The 16,726-nt window shown below is 41.7% G+C and carries 18 protein-coding genes and 2 tRNA genes; 4 read left to right on the forward strand and 16 right to left on the reverse strand.

Annotated elements, in window-relative coordinates:
* Nucleotides 1–29 precede the first annotated feature (29 nt).
* Nucleotides 30–482 carry a thioredoxin-dependent thiol peroxidase gene (bcp, locus tag MED121_RS00225; RefSeq protein WP_009831551.1) on the forward strand — a complete coding sequence of 151 codons (453 nt, stop codon included), beginning with the start codon at nt 30–32 and terminating at the stop codon, nt 480–482.
* A 51-nt stretch (nt 483–533) separates the two neighbouring features.
* On the opposite strand, the gene MED121_RS00230 is transcribed toward bcp, so the two are convergent.
* Nucleotides 534–1,598 (reverse strand): AI-2E family transporter, encoded by a 1,065-nt coding sequence (locus MED121_RS00230; RefSeq protein WP_009831552.1) that lies wholly within the window; start codon nt 1,596–1,598, stop codon nt 534–536.
* Between the two features lie 28 nt (nt 1,599–1,626).
* A complete protein-coding gene (locus MED121_RS00235) occupies nt 1,627–1,872 on the reverse strand; it encodes a sulfurtransferase TusA family protein (RefSeq protein WP_036178389.1) in 246 nt (81 codons plus the stop codon).
* A 29-nt stretch (nt 1,873–1,901) separates the two neighbouring features.
* Here MED121_RS00235 and MED121_RS00240 point away from each other — a divergent pair, with 29 nt between their 5' ends.
* Complete coding sequence (locus MED121_RS00240; protein ID WP_009831554.1) at nt 1,902–3,314, forward strand: M48 family metalloprotease; 1,413 nt, start codon at nt 1,902–1,904, stop codon at nt 3,312–3,314.
* Between the two features lie 40 nt (nt 3,315–3,354).
* On the opposite strand, the gene nadA is transcribed toward MED121_RS00240, so the two are convergent.
* The 13 genes from nadA to aspS all read right to left on the reverse strand — a co-directional run bounded on the left by nadA (nt 3,355) and on the right by aspS (nt 13,637).
* Nucleotides 3,355–4,404, reverse strand: a complete 1,050-nt coding sequence (gene nadA, locus MED121_RS00245; protein ID WP_009831555.1) for a quinolinate synthase NadA — start codon at nt 4,402–4,404, stop codon at nt 3,355–3,357.
* Nucleotides 4,405–4,446: 42 nt separating this feature from the next.
* Nucleotides 4,447–4,522 (reverse strand) — tRNA-Lys (locus MED121_RS00250).
* Between the two features lie 28 nt (nt 4,523–4,550).
* A tRNA-Lys gene (locus MED121_RS00255) sits at nt 4,551–4,626 on the reverse strand.
* A 40-nt stretch (nt 4,627–4,666) separates the two neighbouring features.
* Nucleotides 4,667–5,446, reverse strand: a complete 780-nt coding sequence (gene ybgF, locus MED121_RS00260; protein ID WP_242603159.1) for a tol-pal system protein YbgF — start codon at nt 5,444–5,446, stop codon at nt 4,667–4,669.
* A gap of 8 nt (nt 5,447–5,454) precedes the next feature.
* Nucleotides 5,455–6,081 carry a peptidoglycan-associated lipoprotein Pal gene (gene pal / locus MED121_RS00265; RefSeq protein WP_009831557.1) on the reverse strand — a complete coding sequence of 209 codons (627 nt, stop codon included), beginning with the start codon at nt 6,079–6,081 and terminating at the stop codon, nt 5,455–5,457.
* A 21-nt stretch (nt 6,082–6,102) separates the two neighbouring features.
* Nucleotides 6,103–7,401, reverse strand: a complete 1,299-nt coding sequence (gene tolB, locus MED121_RS00270; protein WP_036178396.1) for a Tol-Pal system beta propeller repeat protein TolB — start codon at nt 7,399–7,401, stop codon at nt 6,103–6,105.
* Nucleotides 7,401–8,432 carry a cell envelope integrity protein TolA gene (gene tolA / locus MED121_RS00275; RefSeq protein WP_009831559.1) on the reverse strand — a complete coding sequence of 344 codons (1,032 nt, stop codon included), beginning with the start codon at nt 8,430–8,432 and terminating at the stop codon, nt 7,401–7,403. Before tolA ends, tolB begins: the two co-directional genes overlap by 1 nt.
* On the reverse strand, nt 8,432–8,860 hold the full coding sequence (gene tolR, locus MED121_RS00280; protein WP_009831560.1) for a protein TolR: 429 nt from the start codon (nt 8,858–8,860) through the stop codon (nt 8,432–8,434). Before tolR ends, tolA begins: the two co-directional genes overlap by 1 nt.
* The gene (gene tolQ, locus MED121_RS00285) at nt 8,860–9,540 is read right to left on the reverse strand and encodes a protein TolQ (protein ID WP_009831561.1); all 681 of its coding nucleotides are present in this window, start codon (nt 9,538–9,540) and stop codon (nt 8,860–8,862) included. Before tolQ ends, tolR begins: the two co-directional genes overlap by 1 nt.
* Nucleotides 9,541–9,549: 9 nt before the next feature.
* The gene (ruvB, locus tag MED121_RS00290) at nt 9,550–10,578 is read right to left on the reverse strand and encodes a Holliday junction branch migration DNA helicase RuvB (protein WP_009831562.1); all 1,029 of its coding nucleotides are present in this window, start codon (nt 10,576–10,578) and stop codon (nt 9,550–9,552) included.
* A 9-nt stretch (nt 10,579–10,587) separates the two neighbouring features.
* A complete protein-coding gene (gene ruvA, locus MED121_RS00295) occupies nt 10,588–11,187 on the reverse strand; it encodes a Holliday junction branch migration protein RuvA (protein ID WP_009831563.1) in 600 nt (199 codons plus the stop codon).
* Nucleotides 11,184–11,735: a crossover junction endodeoxyribonuclease RuvC gene (ruvC, locus tag MED121_RS00300; protein WP_009831564.1), complete on the reverse strand. Its 552-nt coding sequence runs from the start codon at nt 11,733–11,735 to the stop codon at nt 11,184–11,186. Before ruvC ends, ruvA begins: the two co-directional genes overlap by 4 nt.
* Before the next feature lie 132 nt (nt 11,736–11,867).
* Complete coding sequence (aspS, locus tag MED121_RS00305; RefSeq protein WP_009831565.1) at nt 11,868–13,637, reverse strand: aspartate--tRNA ligase; 1,770 nt, start codon at nt 13,635–13,637, stop codon at nt 11,868–11,870.
* Between the two features lie 394 nt (nt 13,638–14,031).
* Here aspS and MED121_RS00310 point away from each other — a divergent pair, with 394 nt between their 5' ends.
* Complete coding sequence (locus tag MED121_RS00310) at nt 14,032–14,610, forward strand: OmpA family protein (RefSeq protein ID WP_009831566.1); 579 nt, start codon at nt 14,032–14,034, stop codon at nt 14,608–14,610.
* 92 nt (nt 14,611–14,702) lie between these two features.
* Entirely contained in the window at nt 14,703–15,470 is a 768-nt protein-coding gene (locus tag MED121_RS00315) for a hypothetical protein (RefSeq protein ID WP_009831567.1), read from the forward strand.
* Here the strand turns inward: MED121_RS00315 and MED121_RS00320 are convergent.
* A complete protein-coding gene (locus MED121_RS00320) occupies nt 15,467–16,708 on the reverse strand; it encodes a type VI secretion system ImpA family N-terminal domain-containing protein (RefSeq protein ID WP_009831568.1) in 1,242 nt (413 codons plus the stop codon). The two genes, MED121_RS00315 and MED121_RS00320, sit on opposite strands and share 4 nt — an antisense overlap.
* Between the last annotated feature and the right edge of the window lie 18 nt (nt 16,709–16,726).

The raw sequence follows: 16,726 nt of genomic DNA on the forward strand, positions 1-16,726 counted from the left end.
TTATTCACTTAACAAGATGGAAATAGACTATGACTCTTGAAGTAGGGCAATTAGCGCCTGAGTTTGAAATTGAAAACCAAGACGGCCAGCTCATCTCTCTTTCACAATTTAGAGGAAAAAAAGTCGTTTTATACTTCTACCCAAAAGATTCCACACCAGGTTGTACTGCACAAGCTTGCAACCTTAGAGATAATTACCAGACCCTCCTACAACAAAATTTTGTTGTACTAGGTATCAGTACAGACACAGAAAAGCGCCATCAAAACTTCATCAAAAAGAATGAACTTCCTTTTCCACTACTGGCAGATACCGAACGAAAAGTACACGAGCTTTACGACACCTGGCAACTTAAAAAGTTCATGGGGAAAGAGTTCATGGGAACGGTGAGAACTACCTTTATCATTGATGAAGAAGGTAAAATTTCAGATATTATTAAAAAAGTGAAAACGAAAGAGCACAGCGCTCAAATTTTACCTGAGTAATGTTTATTGAGCGCACCAATAAAAAAGGAGGCCTAGCGCCTCCTTTTTTAGTTAGTAATTGGGGATTTTTGTATGACTTGGCCATGCATTAAGAATTGCCTTAACCAAGGTTGCTAATGGGATCGCAAAAAAGACCCCCCAGAACCCCCAGATCCCACCAAAGAATAATACAGCCACAATAATCGCTAATGGATGCAAGTTCACTGCCTCAGAAAATAACAAGGGTACTAACACATTACCATCTAAGGCCTGCACCACTAAATAGGCAACCAAGACATAAACAAACATGGTGTCAGTGCCATATTGATAAAAAGCGACCATCACCACAGGCACAGTCACCGCGGCGGCACCTATATAAGGAATCAAAACAGACAAACCCACAAACAAAGCCAGCAATTCAGCATACCTTAACCCTAGCACGGCAAAAACAGCATAAGTGGCAATCCCCACTACCAACATTTCAATAAATTTGCCTCGTATATAGTTGGCAATTTGATCATTCATTTCTTGCGCAATAGAGCGCATCATCCTTCTTTCTGATGGCAGCCATGCAGTAAACCAAACCATGATCTGTTTTTGATCTTTCATTAAAAAGAACATCACCAAAGGCACTAATACCATGTAAATCATAAGAGACATAATAGAAGGGATACTAGACAGAGAAAAGGACAACACCCATTGACCAACATTCGCCAACTCGTTTGCCATATTACCCAACACATCATCAATAGAGTCTTGCTTCACATACTCTAAATGCTCTACCGCAAATGTTTTTACTACCGCATCAAGGTCAGCAAGCATTTGAGGCGCATCATTAAGCAAACGTCCAGCTTGTTTCCAAATAACAGGCACCATAATGCCAATGAAAGCAACACAAGCAGCGCTAAAAGACAAGAAAACCACTAACACAGAGGACAAATGTGAAAGCCCCATTCTTTCTACTTTATTCACCACACCTTGTAGTAAAAAAGCAAGCACAATAGCAATCAGTACAGGCGCAAGAATATTGCCCAAAAACACTAATACAGCAATACACGTAATCATTAATAATAAAAACACAACCGCTTCTTCATCAGAAAAGTAGCGCTTTATTAAAGACTCAACAATTTTTAACATAGGTTCCTGCTTAGCTTTGCCTTATCGGCTAGGGCTTTTGGATTAAAAAACGACACACACTATCAACTTGCTCTTCTAATAACAACGGGATTTGTACATGGGATAAATAATATGGAATATCTTTTAGTGAACCTGGATCGGTTGCCAGTACACATAAAACCTGTCCTGTCGACATTTTCGCCAGTGCAAGCTTAGTCTTTAACAGTGGCATAGGACACTTATCTTCTCTTACATCCAATAATACGTCATACTCATCAGCATCAAATTTAGCCATATTGAATCTTAAATTACCTTTTAAAAACAATGATTTTATTTAAAGCCTTTAAACTTGGGCTCACTTTATGCTTATGCCTGAATCTAGCCAGTAGCTATGCTGACACAAAGCTCCCAGACCTAGAAGCAGACCTAGATGAACAAAGTCTATCCAATCCTTCTTATATCGTCGGGCAACATTGGTTTCGCAAACTTCATGGCAGTAAAAGACTCATACATTTTCCACCGGCTTACGACTACCTAAGAAACGCCCTCGCCAAGCTATTACCTCATACCGAACTCTACCAGAAAAACATTGAAATTGGCCTACTAAACAGCGCCCAAAATAATGCCTTCGTCCTTCCCGGAAGTCACCTTTTTTTGTATAGCGGCATGTTAAGTCGAATCAAAAATGAGCAAACCTTATTTGCCCTATTAGCTCACGAACTTGCCCATCTAGACCTTAAGCATTACGAGAGGCAAAACCAGCAAAACAAGCAAGAACAAAGTAAAGCGCTACTTATGATTGGTGCAGGCATAGCAGCAGCACTCGCTGGAGCGGATGGTGAGGCTAGCTCTGCACTGCTGCTTTCAGGCATAGCAAATAAGGCTGAAAACAATCTTGCCTATAGTCGCATACAAGAGCAAGAAGCTGACAGGCAAGCTAGAAAATACTTAATTCAAGCAGACCTTGATCAAAACGCTACAAGCGAATTATTTTTAACATTTTTTCAAGCAAGTATCGGACGAGAGCCCATTGAATTTCTATCCACTCACCCTATCCCTGAAACAAGGCTATCAGATTCCATCAACACAGAGCCCGCAAAGAGCATTTTAAAACAAGGGGATCAAACTGACTTCAACCAATTTAGAGCAAGCATGCTTGGCTACAGAGCCAGCCTATTGCTAGAACCCAATAGTTATTTGAATTCGCAAATAACCAATGAAAACGAACTTAATTATGCAAAAGCATTGAGTGCCTATCTAAGCAATCAAACGCTAGAGGCTTTAGCATTATCACCCTTGCTTGATGAAACTTTTGTGAATCAAGCTTATTTGAAAGCACTTATATTAATACGCAACCAAAAACTGGAAGATGCCGCTCAAGTCATCAACAAAAAACTCGAAATAAACGAAGGCCACCTTGCCTTTATTGAGTTAAGCCCAAGCAAAACGGCCATATCAAAACTCTCTCCCACCAATCCTAAACTGCTTCAATATGAGCAAGATATCATCAACCGCATCCACCTTAGTCAAGCTAGAAAACACAAGAACCTTGCACTAACCTGGGCATATGAAGCGCAAATAGCCTTTAGCAATGGCAAAACGAAAGCAGCACTCAAGTTATTAGATAAAGCCAAGCCAGAAGCAAACAAAGAAGAGTTAAAAGTAATTAAAGAGATAACAACGCAAATCAAACATACAGTGGATCTAGAAAATACATACGACCTAACTCAAAGCTAGAAAAAGGCGCTCTTCTAATCTAACGAGCGCCTTGAACCTATTAAGCCTTAATCTGAAAATCCAGCATTTTCTGCAGTGGCTCTAATGCCTTTACACGAGTCAACTCGTCCACATGAATTTCACCCGTCATGTCTACAAGTGCATTTCTAAGCATTTGCAAACTATTTAACGCCATCCAAGGGCAATGAGCACAACTACGACACGTCGCACCTGAACCCGCTGTCGGTGCTTCAAGGAATTGCTTATCAGGTGATGCCTGTTTCATTTTGTAGAAAATACCGCGATCTGTCGCCACAATGAAACTTGTATTCGGCATTTCTTTTGAAGCATTAAGCAACTGAGATGTTGAACCAACCACATCAGCCACATCAACGACAGAGGAAGGAGACTCAGGATGCACCAATACTGCGGCATCAGGGTAGATATTCTTTAAATCTAAAATTCCCTTTGCCTTAAACTCCTCATGGACAATGCAAGCACCATCCCAAAGAATCATGTCAGCACCTGTTTGTTTTTGGATATAATTACCCAAGTGCTGATCTGGCCCCCAAATAATTTTTTCGCCCTGATCAACCAAATGCTCTACTACTTGCAATGCAATACTTGAGGTAACCACCCAATCAGCACGAGCCTTAACGGCTGCCGACGTATTGGCATAAACAACCACCTTACGGTCAGGGTGCTGATCACAAAATGCCGAAAATTCATCAATTGGGCAACCTATATCTAGCGAGCAGGTTGCTTCCAAAGTCGGCATAATCACAGTTTTCTCTGGGCTTAATATTTTTGAGGTTTCCCCCATAAACTTAACGCCTGCAACAACTAAAGTTGAAGCCTCATGATTAGCTCCAAATCTAGCCATCTCAAGTGAGTCGGCAATCACGCCACCCGTTTCTTCAGCTAAAGCCTGAATTTCATCATCGCAATAATAATGCGCCACAAGCACCGCATCTTTAGCTTTTAGAAGAGATTTGATTTCATTACGTAAAGCATCATCTTGTTCAGTAGGATGACGTAAAGTTTGCTCAGCAGACGAAAGGTGTTGTTGTACCGTTTCTCTTAATGCTGCTTTATTGAGGACGTTTGACATGTCATTACCCCTAATTAAAAATCGGGATTAGATATAGGAAGTTGGTGGGTCGTACTGGATTCGAACCAGTGACCAATTGATTAAAAGTCAACTGCTCTACCAACTGAGCTAACGACCCAGACTACTTGAAGTAGATATAAGATTGTTGGTGGGTCGTACTGGATTCGAACCAGTGACCAATTGATTAAAAGTCAACTGCTCTACCAACTGAGCTAACGACCCAACGGGCGCGTATAATACAGAACCCATTGGGAAATACAAGCTATTTTATATTAGACAAAAGATTTTTTGCTAATTTAGCCGCCTTACTGTTAGGAAAACGTTCAATTACATCAACTAAATAACCTCTAGCTGATTCTTTATCGTCCACTTTCAAATAAGCAAAGCCTAAGCGATATAAGGTATCAGTCTCTTTATCATGACTTGGAAAAAGACTAATTACAGACTTAAATTGCTCAATGGCTGACACAGGATCACCTGAATTTAACTTCAGCAAACCAAGCCAATAATAAGAATTGCCAGACAACTCACTATTCGGGTACTTAGTAATAAAATCCACAAAAGCGACTTCTGCTTTGGCATTTTCATTATTTCGAACAAGAGAGTACGCCGCTTTATATTCTGCTAAGGTTTCTGCATTAGCAGGCTCAATCACCCTAGGAACACTCACAACCTCTACTGGCGTAGAGTTGGCAGTTTGACTTACATCATCAATCACAGGGGTCACTGGCAAGCTAGCACTTGGCACAGTAATAGAGGCAACCGGTGCAGGACGCTCTTGAATCATTTTCATTAAGCTTGAAATACGCTTATCAAGATCGATATACCTATCCCTTTGACTCGCCTTCATCTTTGAAAGCTCATGTTGTTGCTGTTCAACAGTCCCTCTTAGAGATTGAACTTCAAGTTGCAAGTTCTCTATCTGATATAAAAGTTCTGCTGCAGCACTCGCTGAAAGGGCGCTATTATTTTCGCCCTCAGCAAACGCCAATGGCGCTGTGAAACACAGCGCCATTGCGATAGAGCGAAGATTATGCGTCAAAGCCTTCATTATTCGTAACGCACTTCAACACGACGGTTAGCCTGCCAAGCAGCCTTATCATGACCAAACTCAAGCGGCTTTTCTTCACCAAAACTTACAGATTCGATTTGAGCAGCAGCAACACCTTGAATAGTAAGGTAACGGCTTACAGCTTTAGCACGACGCTCACCGAGTGCCATGTTGTATTCACGAGTACCACGCTCATCTGCATGACCCTCAAGAACCACACGTGCATCTGGATTAGCTACTAAGAATTTAGCATGTTTAGCCAAAGCTTCACGCGCTTCAGGTCTAACAATTGATTTATCAAAATCAAAATAGAAAATATGAGCAACGCCAACTAGCATATCTTTCGCATTTGCTGCCGCTTTTTGTGCTGCGGTTGCATTCTCAGCAGAAACAACATTGCCGTTTCCATCAACAATTACGCTAGATAAATCGCCATTGCCATTTGCACCAAAAGATCCATCACTAGAACCCGTTGAATTAGCTGCACTTGATTGTGCTGCAACTGTATTTCCTTCAGCCTCTGTCACTGAAGAAGAATCAGTTTCAGTTGCTGTTGTACTACAACCTGCAATCCAAGCTGCAGATAGGCCAATAACAGCCATTTTACCTAGTTTATTAACGCTCATTCTTCACTCCTTAAGGGTGCTCTACTCGAAGAAAGGAGACCATGCTGGCTCCCTTACCTCACCTGCCGCTGATGGTAACCTATATTTCACTAAACCATCAACGGAAACTACTGCCAAAATACCTTTACCTTTGTATGTTGTTGCATACATCACCATGCTACCGTTTGGCGCTATGCTTGGCGATTCATCTAGGTAGGTTTCTGTTAAAATTTGTACACGGCCATTTTTCATATCCTGTAAAGCAATATGATAATTACCTTCATTCTTTTGTACTGTTACTAGGTAACGCCCATCAGGTGTCATTCTAGCGCGAGTATTTAAATCACCTTCAAATGTCACTCGTTCAACTGCTTTAGAGCTAATATCTACGCGATAAATTTGTGGGTTACCTCCTCTATCGGATGTAAACACAATTCCTTTACCGTCAGGCTCCCAACTTGGTTCAGTATCAATCGAATAATGATTAGTAATTCGCTGAAGTTTTTGGGTTGCGATATCAAGCACATAAATTTCAGGGTTGCCATCTTTAGATAGCACTAAAGCTAACTGCTTACCATCTGGTGACCAAGCAGGCGCACCATTTAAGCCTCTATACTGGGCTATTTTTTGTCGCTTACCAGTAGCCAGCTCTTGCACAAAGATGTTTGGACGCCTGTCTCTAAACATAACATAAGTAATGAAGCGACCATTACGACTCCAAGAAGGCGATAAGATAGGCTCTTTCGACTCAACTATCACTTGAGGTCTATGTCCATCAGCATCCGCCACCTGCAATCGGTAAGTTGGCTCAGCCCTATTACCTTCCGCGGTAACATATAAAATACGCGTACTAAATGCGCCTCGAACCCCTGTCAACAAACGGTAAATTTTATCACTAATATAGTGGGCAGCATCTCTTAAACCACTCACCTTAACTGCTAATCCCGTATGCTTTTCAACCGTCTTTTGGCTTAAAACATTTATGAGTTCAAAGTTAATCTCAAAGTTATTTGCATCAATCTGCTTTACATCACCAATAACGACATAATCACTTTTCAGTAAGCGCCAATCTCGAAAATGCACATCTTCCTTTTTAGAGGGCAAACTCAGCATATTCGTTCTTGGGATAGCTTCAAATAGGCCACTACGTTTTAAATCATTCTCTATAATCTGAGCCACGTCTTCAGGCAAGCCATCTCGCCCTTCATATGCAAAAGGAACAACAGCTAACGGTAACAACTGATCTGCCCCACTGGTAATTTCAATCACCAACTGGGCCCTTACTAAGTTCGATAATACAAACAACATCAAACCCAACGTAAAATACTTCAACTTTCTCATTAGCGTCTCAAGTCCTGAGGATTAAAAATTAAGTCAACTTGTCTAAAGTTACGTTCAAAAACAAAAGGATCAAGCTCTGCTAGTTCTTCGATACGCCCCATTTTATATACAGCATCAACAGTCCTTTGATCAAATAACGCATCACCACTCGACTTAGTGACATTCACTAAATCAACCTCACCCGTTGGTAAAAAGAAGATCCTTAACTGGGTCTTCATACCATTAATCGCATTTGGCGGCCTTATCCAACGAGACCTTATTCTTTGGTCAATTAAAGCAGACATAGATTGACGAGCACTTGCCTCTGCAATTTCTTGCTGCTTCTTTGCCTCTTCTTGTAAAGCGAGTTCAACCGCAAGCGCTTCTTGTCTTGCCGTTTCTTCAGCTAAAGCTCGTTTAGCCTCTTCTTGTCGCTTTTTCTGCTCTTCTGCAAGTCGCGCAGTTTCTACTCGCTTACGCTCAGCTTCGGCTCGCTGCTGATTGAGCTTTTCTTGCTCTTTTTTCTTCGCTTCTGCTAATTTTTTTGCCGCTTCCGCTTTTTTAGCGTCTTGCGCTAAACGTTTCTTTGCTGTTTCTTTTTCTTGTTGCGCTTTTTTCGCTGCCGCCTTCTGCTCTGCCAACTTAGCTGCCTGCCTTTCTTGCAACTTATCAGCCTCGGCTTTTAAAGCCGCCTCTTTAGCCGCTTTCGCTTTTTTCTCTAGCGCTTGTTTCTGTTTCTTTTGCTGAGCTAATTGTTTCTTTCTATCCTCTAACGCTTTTTCTTGCGCTTTACGCTTTTTTTCGGCTTGGGTTTTCTGCTTCACCGCGAGGGCTGCAGCTTTCGCCTTCGCCTTATCTTCTTCTATTTTCTTACCAATGATTGTTTGGCTGATATCAACTACTTTAGCTTGCACTATAGGTTTGTTATTCGACCTAACATCTTGTTCTTCTTTAAAATCTACTGCGACTAAGCTTACCACAATTAAAATTAAATGAAGACCGATAGCAAGTAGAGCCGGAAAACCATAACTTTCTTTACTAAAAAAGCCCATCAAGGCGCCTCAGGTTCAGTAACCAATCCAACATTTGGTACACCCGCACCCTGTAACGCGACCATAAGACCAATCACTTCCCCATAGGTCACACTACGGTCCCCTCTCACTAACACAGGAAGACTTGGATTTTGTGCGATAACCTTACTCACCTTGTCTTTCAATTCATCTAATGAGAGAGATTCTTGTTCCCCTCCAATATCGACAAAATATTTACCCTCTGCCGTAATTGAAGCAACTAACACTTCAGATTGAGTGTCTTCAATAGGCGCCGCATTGCCTGCTGGCAATTCAACATCAACCCCTTGTGTTAACATGGGGGCTGTAATCATAAAGATAACCAAAAGCACCAACATCACATCAATGTAAGGCACCACATTGATTTCAGCCATTGGCTTACGGCGAGTACGTCGATTAGGACGAGCCACTATGCCGCTCCCCCATCTCTACCATGAACCTTACGGTGTAAAATACTACTAAACTCATCTGAGAAAGTTTCATAGTTAATCGCTAAAGCATCCGATGTGGCAGAAAAACGGTTATAGCAAATAACGGCAGGAATCGCAGCCAGCAAACCGATAGCGGTTGCGATCAGCGCCTCTGCAATACCTGGTGCCACTGTCGCAAGCGTCGCCTGCTGCACCTCCGCCAAACCAATAAAGGAATGCATAATTCCCCACACAGTACCAAATAAACCAACATAAGGGCTGGTTGAACCCACAGTCGCTAGAAAAGGTAAATGTTGATCAAGTTTTTCTTCTTCGCGTGCCAATGCCACTCTCATCGAACGCTGCACCCCTTCCATCACAGCATCAGGATCCATATTGGCACTTTGACGTAAACGGGTAAATTCTTTAATTCCGGCCGTAAAAATATTCTCAATACCCTCTATACGACGACCCTCAGCGGTAATTTGACGATACAACTGACTTAAATCCATACCAGACCAAAACAAATCTTCAAAAGTACGTCGTACTTTTTTGGCATTTCGCAAAACTCTAATTCGCTGAAAAATAACAACCCACGAGAAAACAGACGCGGATGCCAACAACAACATAACAAGCTGAACAACTAAACTCGCGCTGGCGATAAGACCCCAAATTGACATTTACTACCTCTAATTTAAATCGTTTGGCAATTGATAATTAAAATGCTCATATGCCTTTTTTGTAACTTGTCGTCCTCTAGGGGTACGCATCACAAAACCCTGTTGAATAAGATAAGGTTCAATCACATCTTCAATCGTATCTTTATCTTCTCCAACTGCCGCTGAAATACTGTCAATTCCAACCGGCCTACCATCAAACTTCTCTATCATAGTCAATAACATACGTCTGTCTAGATGATCAAAGCCTTGAGTATCTACACTTAACATATCTAAGGCTCTTTGGGCAACTTCTTGAACCACAATTTCATGCCCACCCACCTGAGCCACATCCCTAACACGGCGCAATAATCGATTAGCAATTCGCGGTGTGCCCCGTGCCCTTCTGGCAATTTCAAAACTACCAGAGGGGTCCATATTCAACCCCATTTTCTGTGCAGAGCGAGAGACTATTGTTGTTAACGACTCAACATCGTAAAACTCAAGCCGCTGCACTATGCCAAATCTATCTCTTAAAGGCGAAGTTAAAAGGCCTGCACGCGTGGTAGCTCCGACCAAAGTAAAGGCAGGAAGTTCAATCTTAATTGATCTAGCGGCAGGTCCTTCACCTATCATAATGTCAAGCTGATAATCTTCCATTGCAGGATAAAGAACTTCTTCAATTGCAGGACTTAAGCGGTGTATCTCATCAATAAAGAGCACATCCCCTTCACTTAAGTTGGTAAGTAAAGCAGCAAGATCTCCCGCCCTTTCTAACACAGGACCTGAAGTGGTTTTAATCTCCACCCCCATTTCATTTGCAATAATATTCGCCAACGTCGTTTTACCAAGACCAGGCGGTCCAAATATTAAGCAATGATCCAAAGGCTCTTCCCTTTGTCTTGCAGCTTGAATAAAAATATCCATCTGCTCACGCACCACTGGCTGTCCGACATATTCGTCCAACATTTTAGGGCGAATAGCACGGTCAATATGGGCTTCTGACCCAGTCAATTCAGTGTCATTTGATTCAGCACTGATTATTCTATCGGATTCAATCATATCAAACGTCTACTTGAGCATATTTTTGAGCGCAGATTTTATCACCTGCTCACTACTGTCTGATGACACTGGCACTTTGGCGATAGCCTTTGCAGCTTCTTGCGGCTTATAGCCTAATGAGACCAAGGCGGCCTCAGCCTCTTGCCTTGGATCCGCTTGCACTTGCCTCAATACCTCTGGGGTTGCAAACAAGTCTTGCTTCGCTGCCTGGCCCAGTTTATCGCGCAATTCAATAATTAAGCGTTCCGCTGTCTTTTTACCCACGCCTGGTATTCGCGTTAATGCCGTCACATCAGAGTCTTGCACATTAGCAATCAACTCATCACTCGACATACTCGATAACACACTCAGGGCCATTTTTGGCCCTACACCATTGACCTTGATAAGAATCCTAAACAAGGCTCTTTCATCTTTTTGCTTAAAAGCATAAAGACTTTGCGCGTCTTCTTTTACTTGAAAATGAGTATAAAGGGTTACCTTTTCACCAATAGCAGGCAACTCATAAAAGGTCGTCATTGATGCCGTTAATTCATAACCTACGCCATTCACATCTAACATTAACTCTGGTGGCACTTTTTCCACCAAGTAACCCACTAAACGACCTATCACTTAAGTTTCCTTATATCTAATTCAGACCAACGTTTACCTGTCCTTGCTGCACGTTTACCCACGCCATACTCAAGACCAGAAGAGGTACGCGTATGAGCATGACACATAGCAATAGCAAGCGCATCCGCCGCATCAGCTTGGGGCGCTTTTTCAAGCTTTAGCAAAAGCTGAACCATTTGCTGAACCTGCTCTTTATCCGCACTACCACTGCCGACAACCGATTGCTTCACACGTTTCGCCGCATACTCAGCCACTTCTAACCCCGCCATAGCCGCCGCAACAATCGCCGCACCTCGCGCCTGCCCTAGCTTTAAAGCTGAGTTTGCATTCTTAGCTAAAAACACCTCCTCAATGGCAAACTCATGCGGTTGATAACGGGACAGCAATTCCGTGACATTGGTATAAATATTTTTTAACCGTTCAGCCAACACAGCATCGGGCAAACGAATACAGCCACTATCAACATATTGAATTTGCTGGCCCTGAACATCAATAATACCAAAACCCGTAATACGCGAACCTGGATCAATTGCTAAAATTCGAGTCAAAATACACCTTAACGATTCACTCAATTAACTGTATATTTCAACAGTATGTGAAATAAGATTCAACTGCATTTCGCTATTAAATCAAAAAAAAGGCCGCATAAGCGGCCTTTTTTCAAAATTCGTCGAAAAACCTTATTCTACAACAGGTTTACGCACACGAATGCTTAACTCTTTTAGCTGTTTCTCACTTACTTCACCTGGCGCTTGAGTCAAAAGACAAGTCGCACTTTGTGTTTTAGGGAAAGCAATAACATCACGGATAGATGCGGACCCTGTCATCAACATAACAAGACGATCTAGACCGAAAGCCAAACCACCGTGTGGCGGCGCACCAAATTTAAGCGCATCAAGTAAGAAGCCAAATTTCTCTTCTTGCTCTGCTTCATCAATATTTAGCAGCTCAAACACAGTTTGCTGCATATCACTTTGGTGAATACGGATAGAACCACCGCCGAGCTCAGTACCATTTAGTACCATGTCATAAGCTTGAGACAAAGCCGTTAATGGATTGGCTTTAAGTTCTTCTACAGAACATGATGGCGCAGTAAATGGGTGGTGAATAGCCGTGATTCCACCGTCAGATGTTTCTTCAAACATTGGGAAGTCGACCACCCATAGAGGCGCCCACTCACAGGTATAAAGTTCAAGATCTTCACCCAGCTTACAGCGTAAAGCACCTAATGCTTCATTCACTACCTTCTCTGAATCAGAGCCAAAGAAGATTAAATCACCATCTTCAGCACCTAAACGCTCAAGCAACTGCTGACGCACTTCAACTGGCAAGAACTTAACAATCGGAGACTGCAAGCCTTCTTCAAGGTTAGATTTGTCGTTAACCTTGATGTAAGCCAAACCTTTAGCACCATAGATACTAACGTACTTGGTGTAAGCATCAATTTGCTTACGAGTAAGTGCATTACCACCAGGCACTTTAAGTGCCGCAACACGCCCCTTAGGATCAACAGCTGGACCTGAGAAGACTTTAAAGTCAACATTTTCCATCAAATCAGACACTGTCACGATTTTTAAAGGGATACGTAAATCTGGCTTATCGCTACCGTATGTTTCCATCGCTTGTGCATATGGCATAGTAGGGAAAGTACCTAGATCAACATTCAACAGCTGCTTAAACAAGCCAACAATCATGTCTTCTGTCATAGACATAATTTCTTTTTCACCCATGAAGGATGTTTCTATGTCTACTTGAGTAAATTCAGGCTGACGGTCGGCACGCAAATCTTCATCACGGAAACATTTTGCGATTTGATAATAACGATCAAAACCAGACACCATAAGAAGTTGTTTAAACAACTGTGGTGATTGTGGCAAAGCAAAGAAGTTACCTTCTTGAGTACGACTTGGCACAAGATAGTCACGCGCCCCTTCTGGTGTCGCACGTGTCAAAATAGGTGTTTCAATATCTAGGAAGCCATTATCGTCTAAGTAGTTACGTAGTACGGATGTCACTTTAGAACGAAAACGCATTTTTGCTTGCACTTCAGGGCGACGTAAATCAACAAAGCGGTTCTTAAGACGAATATCTTCACCAACAGACTGATGCTCATCTAGTTGGAATGGGGGCGTTTGCGCCGCATTAAGAATCTCTAAGGAGGTACCTAACACTTCAATTTCACCTGTCGCCATATTTGGATTAACAGTCCCTTCTGGACGTGCACGCACCAAACCGGTTAATTTAACAACATACTCATTTCGAACACTGTCAGCTAGAGCAAAACTATCAGCACGATCAGGATCAAAAACAACCTGAGTGAGACCTTCACGGTCACGTACATCTAGAAAGATTACGCCACCATGGTCACGGCGGCGATGAACCCAACCGCAAAGTGTAATTTCTTGAGAAATGTTTGAAGCATTTAATTCGCCGCAATAATGACTGCGCATAATTCTAATTCCTAATACTTACTAAGTAAGAGATTCTTCTTCTCCTTGTTGTTTATAAAACCGTCTTTTTAAGGTCTTTTTAATGATTTATTAGTCAAAAACCAACAACAAGAAGTACTAATATATTTTTAAGGCCCAGCATTATATGCGATCAGCCCTCGACACTCTAGGTCTTATGAAAAAAACCTAACGAGTTTTATTTTTTGACTCTCGACATGTAAATAACAATCTCTAACAGAATTGAAACAATTTACCTATTTCAAACAGATCAACAACACTCAATAATTACGATTAAAACCAAGAACAAAAATCGTTTAAGAAGTACCATCAAGGATGATTAATGCATAAATGGGCTATGGGATAGCGGGCTATACCCGCTCTGTTCACTCAGGCTTTGCCTGCTGAAAAACTTTTTAGTGACCATATCGCCCACCACCTTATTGACGCGGATAAGGATGGTGTAATAGCAATAAGAGATAAATGCACCAACACCCCGCTTGGCTCTAAAGTCGATAATGCAGGCTGCCCCGTCACCAAAAATATCAACACACAGACAGAGTATAAAGTTGAACTCGATGTTCGTTTTCATACCAATAAATTTGAACTTGAGGACAATGAGCTTAAAGGGTTACTCAAACTCGGCAAATTCTTGCAAAAACACCAATCTAGCGATGTTTTTATCGAGGGTCATACGGATTCTATGGGGGACGATGAAGATAATTTACGCTTATCTCAAAATCGCGCAAATGCCATAAAACAGGCGCTAGTGACAAAATTTCTCATTTCCTCTGATCGTATTATTGCCATTGGCCATGGGGAAAACCAGCCAATCGCAAATAATGAGACAGAGTATGGTAGAGCAGTGAATAGAAGAGTGACCGCTGAAGTCACTCATATCAACAATAATGAGCTAAAGAAACCAATTCAACGTTGGACTATTTTTAGCATCGACGATAATCACCAAAACCTATAATTGTAACTGTCATATATTAAGTTTTTATGACGCCAGCCTCTTTTAGGGATTCTTTCCTATACTAAATTAATCACATAAATGATTGGTTTAGCATGCATAAACATTTAATTAATATCTCTTTTATCATAAGTTTACTCTCTGCCCCCCCTTCATTTTCTGAGGAACTATTGGTCGCAAAAATTTGCCCTGTCACCCTTCCTGATAACCAGATACACCAACACCTTGGATTACTCGCCTTTTCAAAAGAGTGGTTTCATAGCAGCCGTAATCAAGCAAGTTACATCGCCAGAGACAATGCAAATGGCATAGGTATTGAAATCCATTTTTTTGCAGGCTTGAACGGCCAATTACAAGGCCGTAACCGAGCACAATGCGACAAGTACCGCATACTACAAACGAGAAGTAGCAACATCCAGCTTATTAATGAAAGACAAAATCAACTTGATGCGCCTGCCGAAAATATTGAACCCTTCTATGATTCAGCAAATTTAGAGTATGGTCATGGCACGCACTTTACCCCTACCGACGATCAAGACAAACCTTGGCAAGGGCAAGTTCAACGCAGCTCCACTGTGGCAATTTATGACACGCCGTATATTACTGATGCCTATGGGCTAGAGGGAGAAGACATTAGAATTGAATTTGAGACATGTGTGGTGTGTGAAAGGGATAACCAATTTGATCAGATACTCTCCTGCGGCCAATGGGGTTATGAAAGAGAGTATATCGGGGGACACACTGGCTGGACCGAACCTGAGTTCATCCCTGTCAGTTGCCTTACAACAGCCAGTGATAACTTCAAAAACACCATTAACTTTAATGACTCAATGAGCTATCACTACTGGGTAAATTGGCGCTAATCTTGGGCAGATTCTTGAACCTTATTTTCAAGTAAGGCCACCTTTAAATTTAGGGCTTTAAGGTTATAAAGTAAGGTTTCAATTTCAGCTTTTGAGGCTTTAATTTCCCCCTTCTCAATCAACTCTTCAATATACATAGCACGCCCATATACGGGGGAAAGACTAATCGCGTAGTCTTCCATTTTTCGTGACAGCTTACGCGCTTGCTCATACCTATCTTTTTCAATCATAAGATTAATGTTCGCAGCGTTAGTACGGGCTTGGCTAAAACGACGATATTGGTTCTCCACCACATCCAGCATTTCCTGCTGCCACTGAGCCATCAAAGGTAAGGTTTCTTCTTCTGGATAAAGCGCGCTTAATGTCGAAGTTAAGCCAAGGGCTTGCTGAACATCATCGGTCACCTTTTTAGCAATCAAGTTAGTCGTTTGACTTGTATATAAGTTTGAAATACTTAATCGATTGGACTCGAAATTACCAAAATCAAGACTTGAAGGGAGCGCCTTTATCTCTTCACCCAAAATAACTTTAGGTAAGGTCTTTTCAATGGTCACCATAGATTTTGGTGTATTAATGTGGGGCAACACATACTCAGTGCCTACAAATCCAATTATCGCAATACTGACGCCACCAAAATAAGGTAAGAGTTTTTTCCAAAGACTTACCTTAGGAATGACTTCAATAATTTTAGGTTGGGCTATTTCTGCATTTGTTTCAAGTTGGTCGATATACTCAAAAATAGTAAAGGCCACCATATCTAAATCAGGCACTTGCTCTGGTTGTAAATAATTAAATTGATTATGCAGACTGTGACATGCTCTTTCACAACGATACAGCTCTCTTAGCTGCTTGACACTGGGTTTTAACGAACGGATTTCAGGGCCAATCTTCCCTATCATCCAAGCAAATAATTCACTGCGCCTTACAGCCGGAAACGCAGAGTTGCTACCAAATTTTTTAATTAAAGCGGTTTGTAACTCTAGGCCTACCGCTAACCCAGTCAAACCTTGAGTTTTCGTAGCCGCCACCGTGTAATAAATAGCAACCAGTAGATCCACCCCTTCATTTGCACCAATCTGCTCGCATAACACTCTCACCTTATCCCAGTCAGTACCACCAGATAAGGGCACATTACGGCGATTAATCTCAGACCTAATGTCTTGATAAGTGGATGAATCCCTTAACTGGACTTCATCTGAAACTAAACGAAACTGATGTAAATCGGAAAAAAACAACATTCTTACAGATAATCCTTT

The organism is Marinomonas sp. MED121, from assembly GCF_000153025.1.
Classification (GTDB): domain Bacteria; phylum Pseudomonadota; class Gammaproteobacteria; order Pseudomonadales; family Marinomonadaceae; genus Marinomonas.

What these genes read in the sequence shown, in the direction of transcription:
- MED121_RS00230 (WP_009831552.1), bottom strand. Translation starts at nt 1,598, where the DNA reads ATGTTAAAAATTGTTGAGTCTTTAATAAAGCGCTACTTTTCTGATGAA.
- nadA (WP_009831555.1), bottom strand. Translation starts at nt 4,404, where the DNA reads ATGTCAAACGTCCTCAATAAAGCAGCATTAAGAGAAACGGTACAACAA.
- MED121_RS00235 (WP_036178389.1), bottom strand. Translation starts at nt 1,872, where the DNA reads ATGGCTAAATTTGATGCTGATGAGTATGACGTATTATTGGATGTAAGA.
- MED121_RS00320 (WP_009831568.1), bottom strand. Translation starts at nt 16,708, where the DNA reads ATGTTGTTTTTTTCCGATTTACATCAGTTTCGTTTAGTTTCAGATGAA.
- aspS (WP_009831565.1), bottom strand. Translation starts at nt 13,637, where the DNA reads ATGCGCAGTCATTATTGCGGCGAATTAAATGCTTCAAACATTTCTCAA.
- tolQ (WP_009831561.1), bottom strand. Translation starts at nt 9,540, where the DNA reads ATGTCAATTTGGGGTCTTATCGCCAGCGCGAGTTTAGTTGTTCAGCTT.
- bcp (WP_009831551.1), top strand. Translation starts at nt 30, where the DNA reads ATGACTCTTGAAGTAGGGCAATTAGCGCCTGAGTTTGAAATTGAAAAC.
- pal (WP_009831557.1), bottom strand. Translation starts at nt 6,081, where the DNA reads ATGAGCGTTAATAAACTAGGTAAAATGGCTGTTATTGGCCTATCTGCA.
- tolA (WP_009831559.1), bottom strand. Translation starts at nt 8,432, where the DNA reads ATGGGCTTTTTTAGTAAAGAAAGTTATGGTTTTCCGGCTCTACTTGCT.
- MED121_RS00315 (WP_009831567.1), top strand. Translation starts at nt 14,703, where the DNA reads ATGCATAAACATTTAATTAATATCTCTTTTATCATAAGTTTACTCTCT.
- MED121_RS00240 (WP_009831554.1), top strand. Translation starts at nt 1,902, where the DNA reads ATGATTTTATTTAAAGCCTTTAAACTTGGGCTCACTTTATGCTTATGC.
- ruvB (WP_009831562.1), bottom strand. Translation starts at nt 10,578, where the DNA reads ATGATTGAATCCGATAGAATAATCAGTGCTGAATCAAATGACACTGAA.
- tolB (WP_036178396.1), bottom strand. Translation starts at nt 7,401, where the DNA reads ATGAGAAAGTTGAAGTATTTTACGTTGGGTTTGATGTTGTTTGTATTA.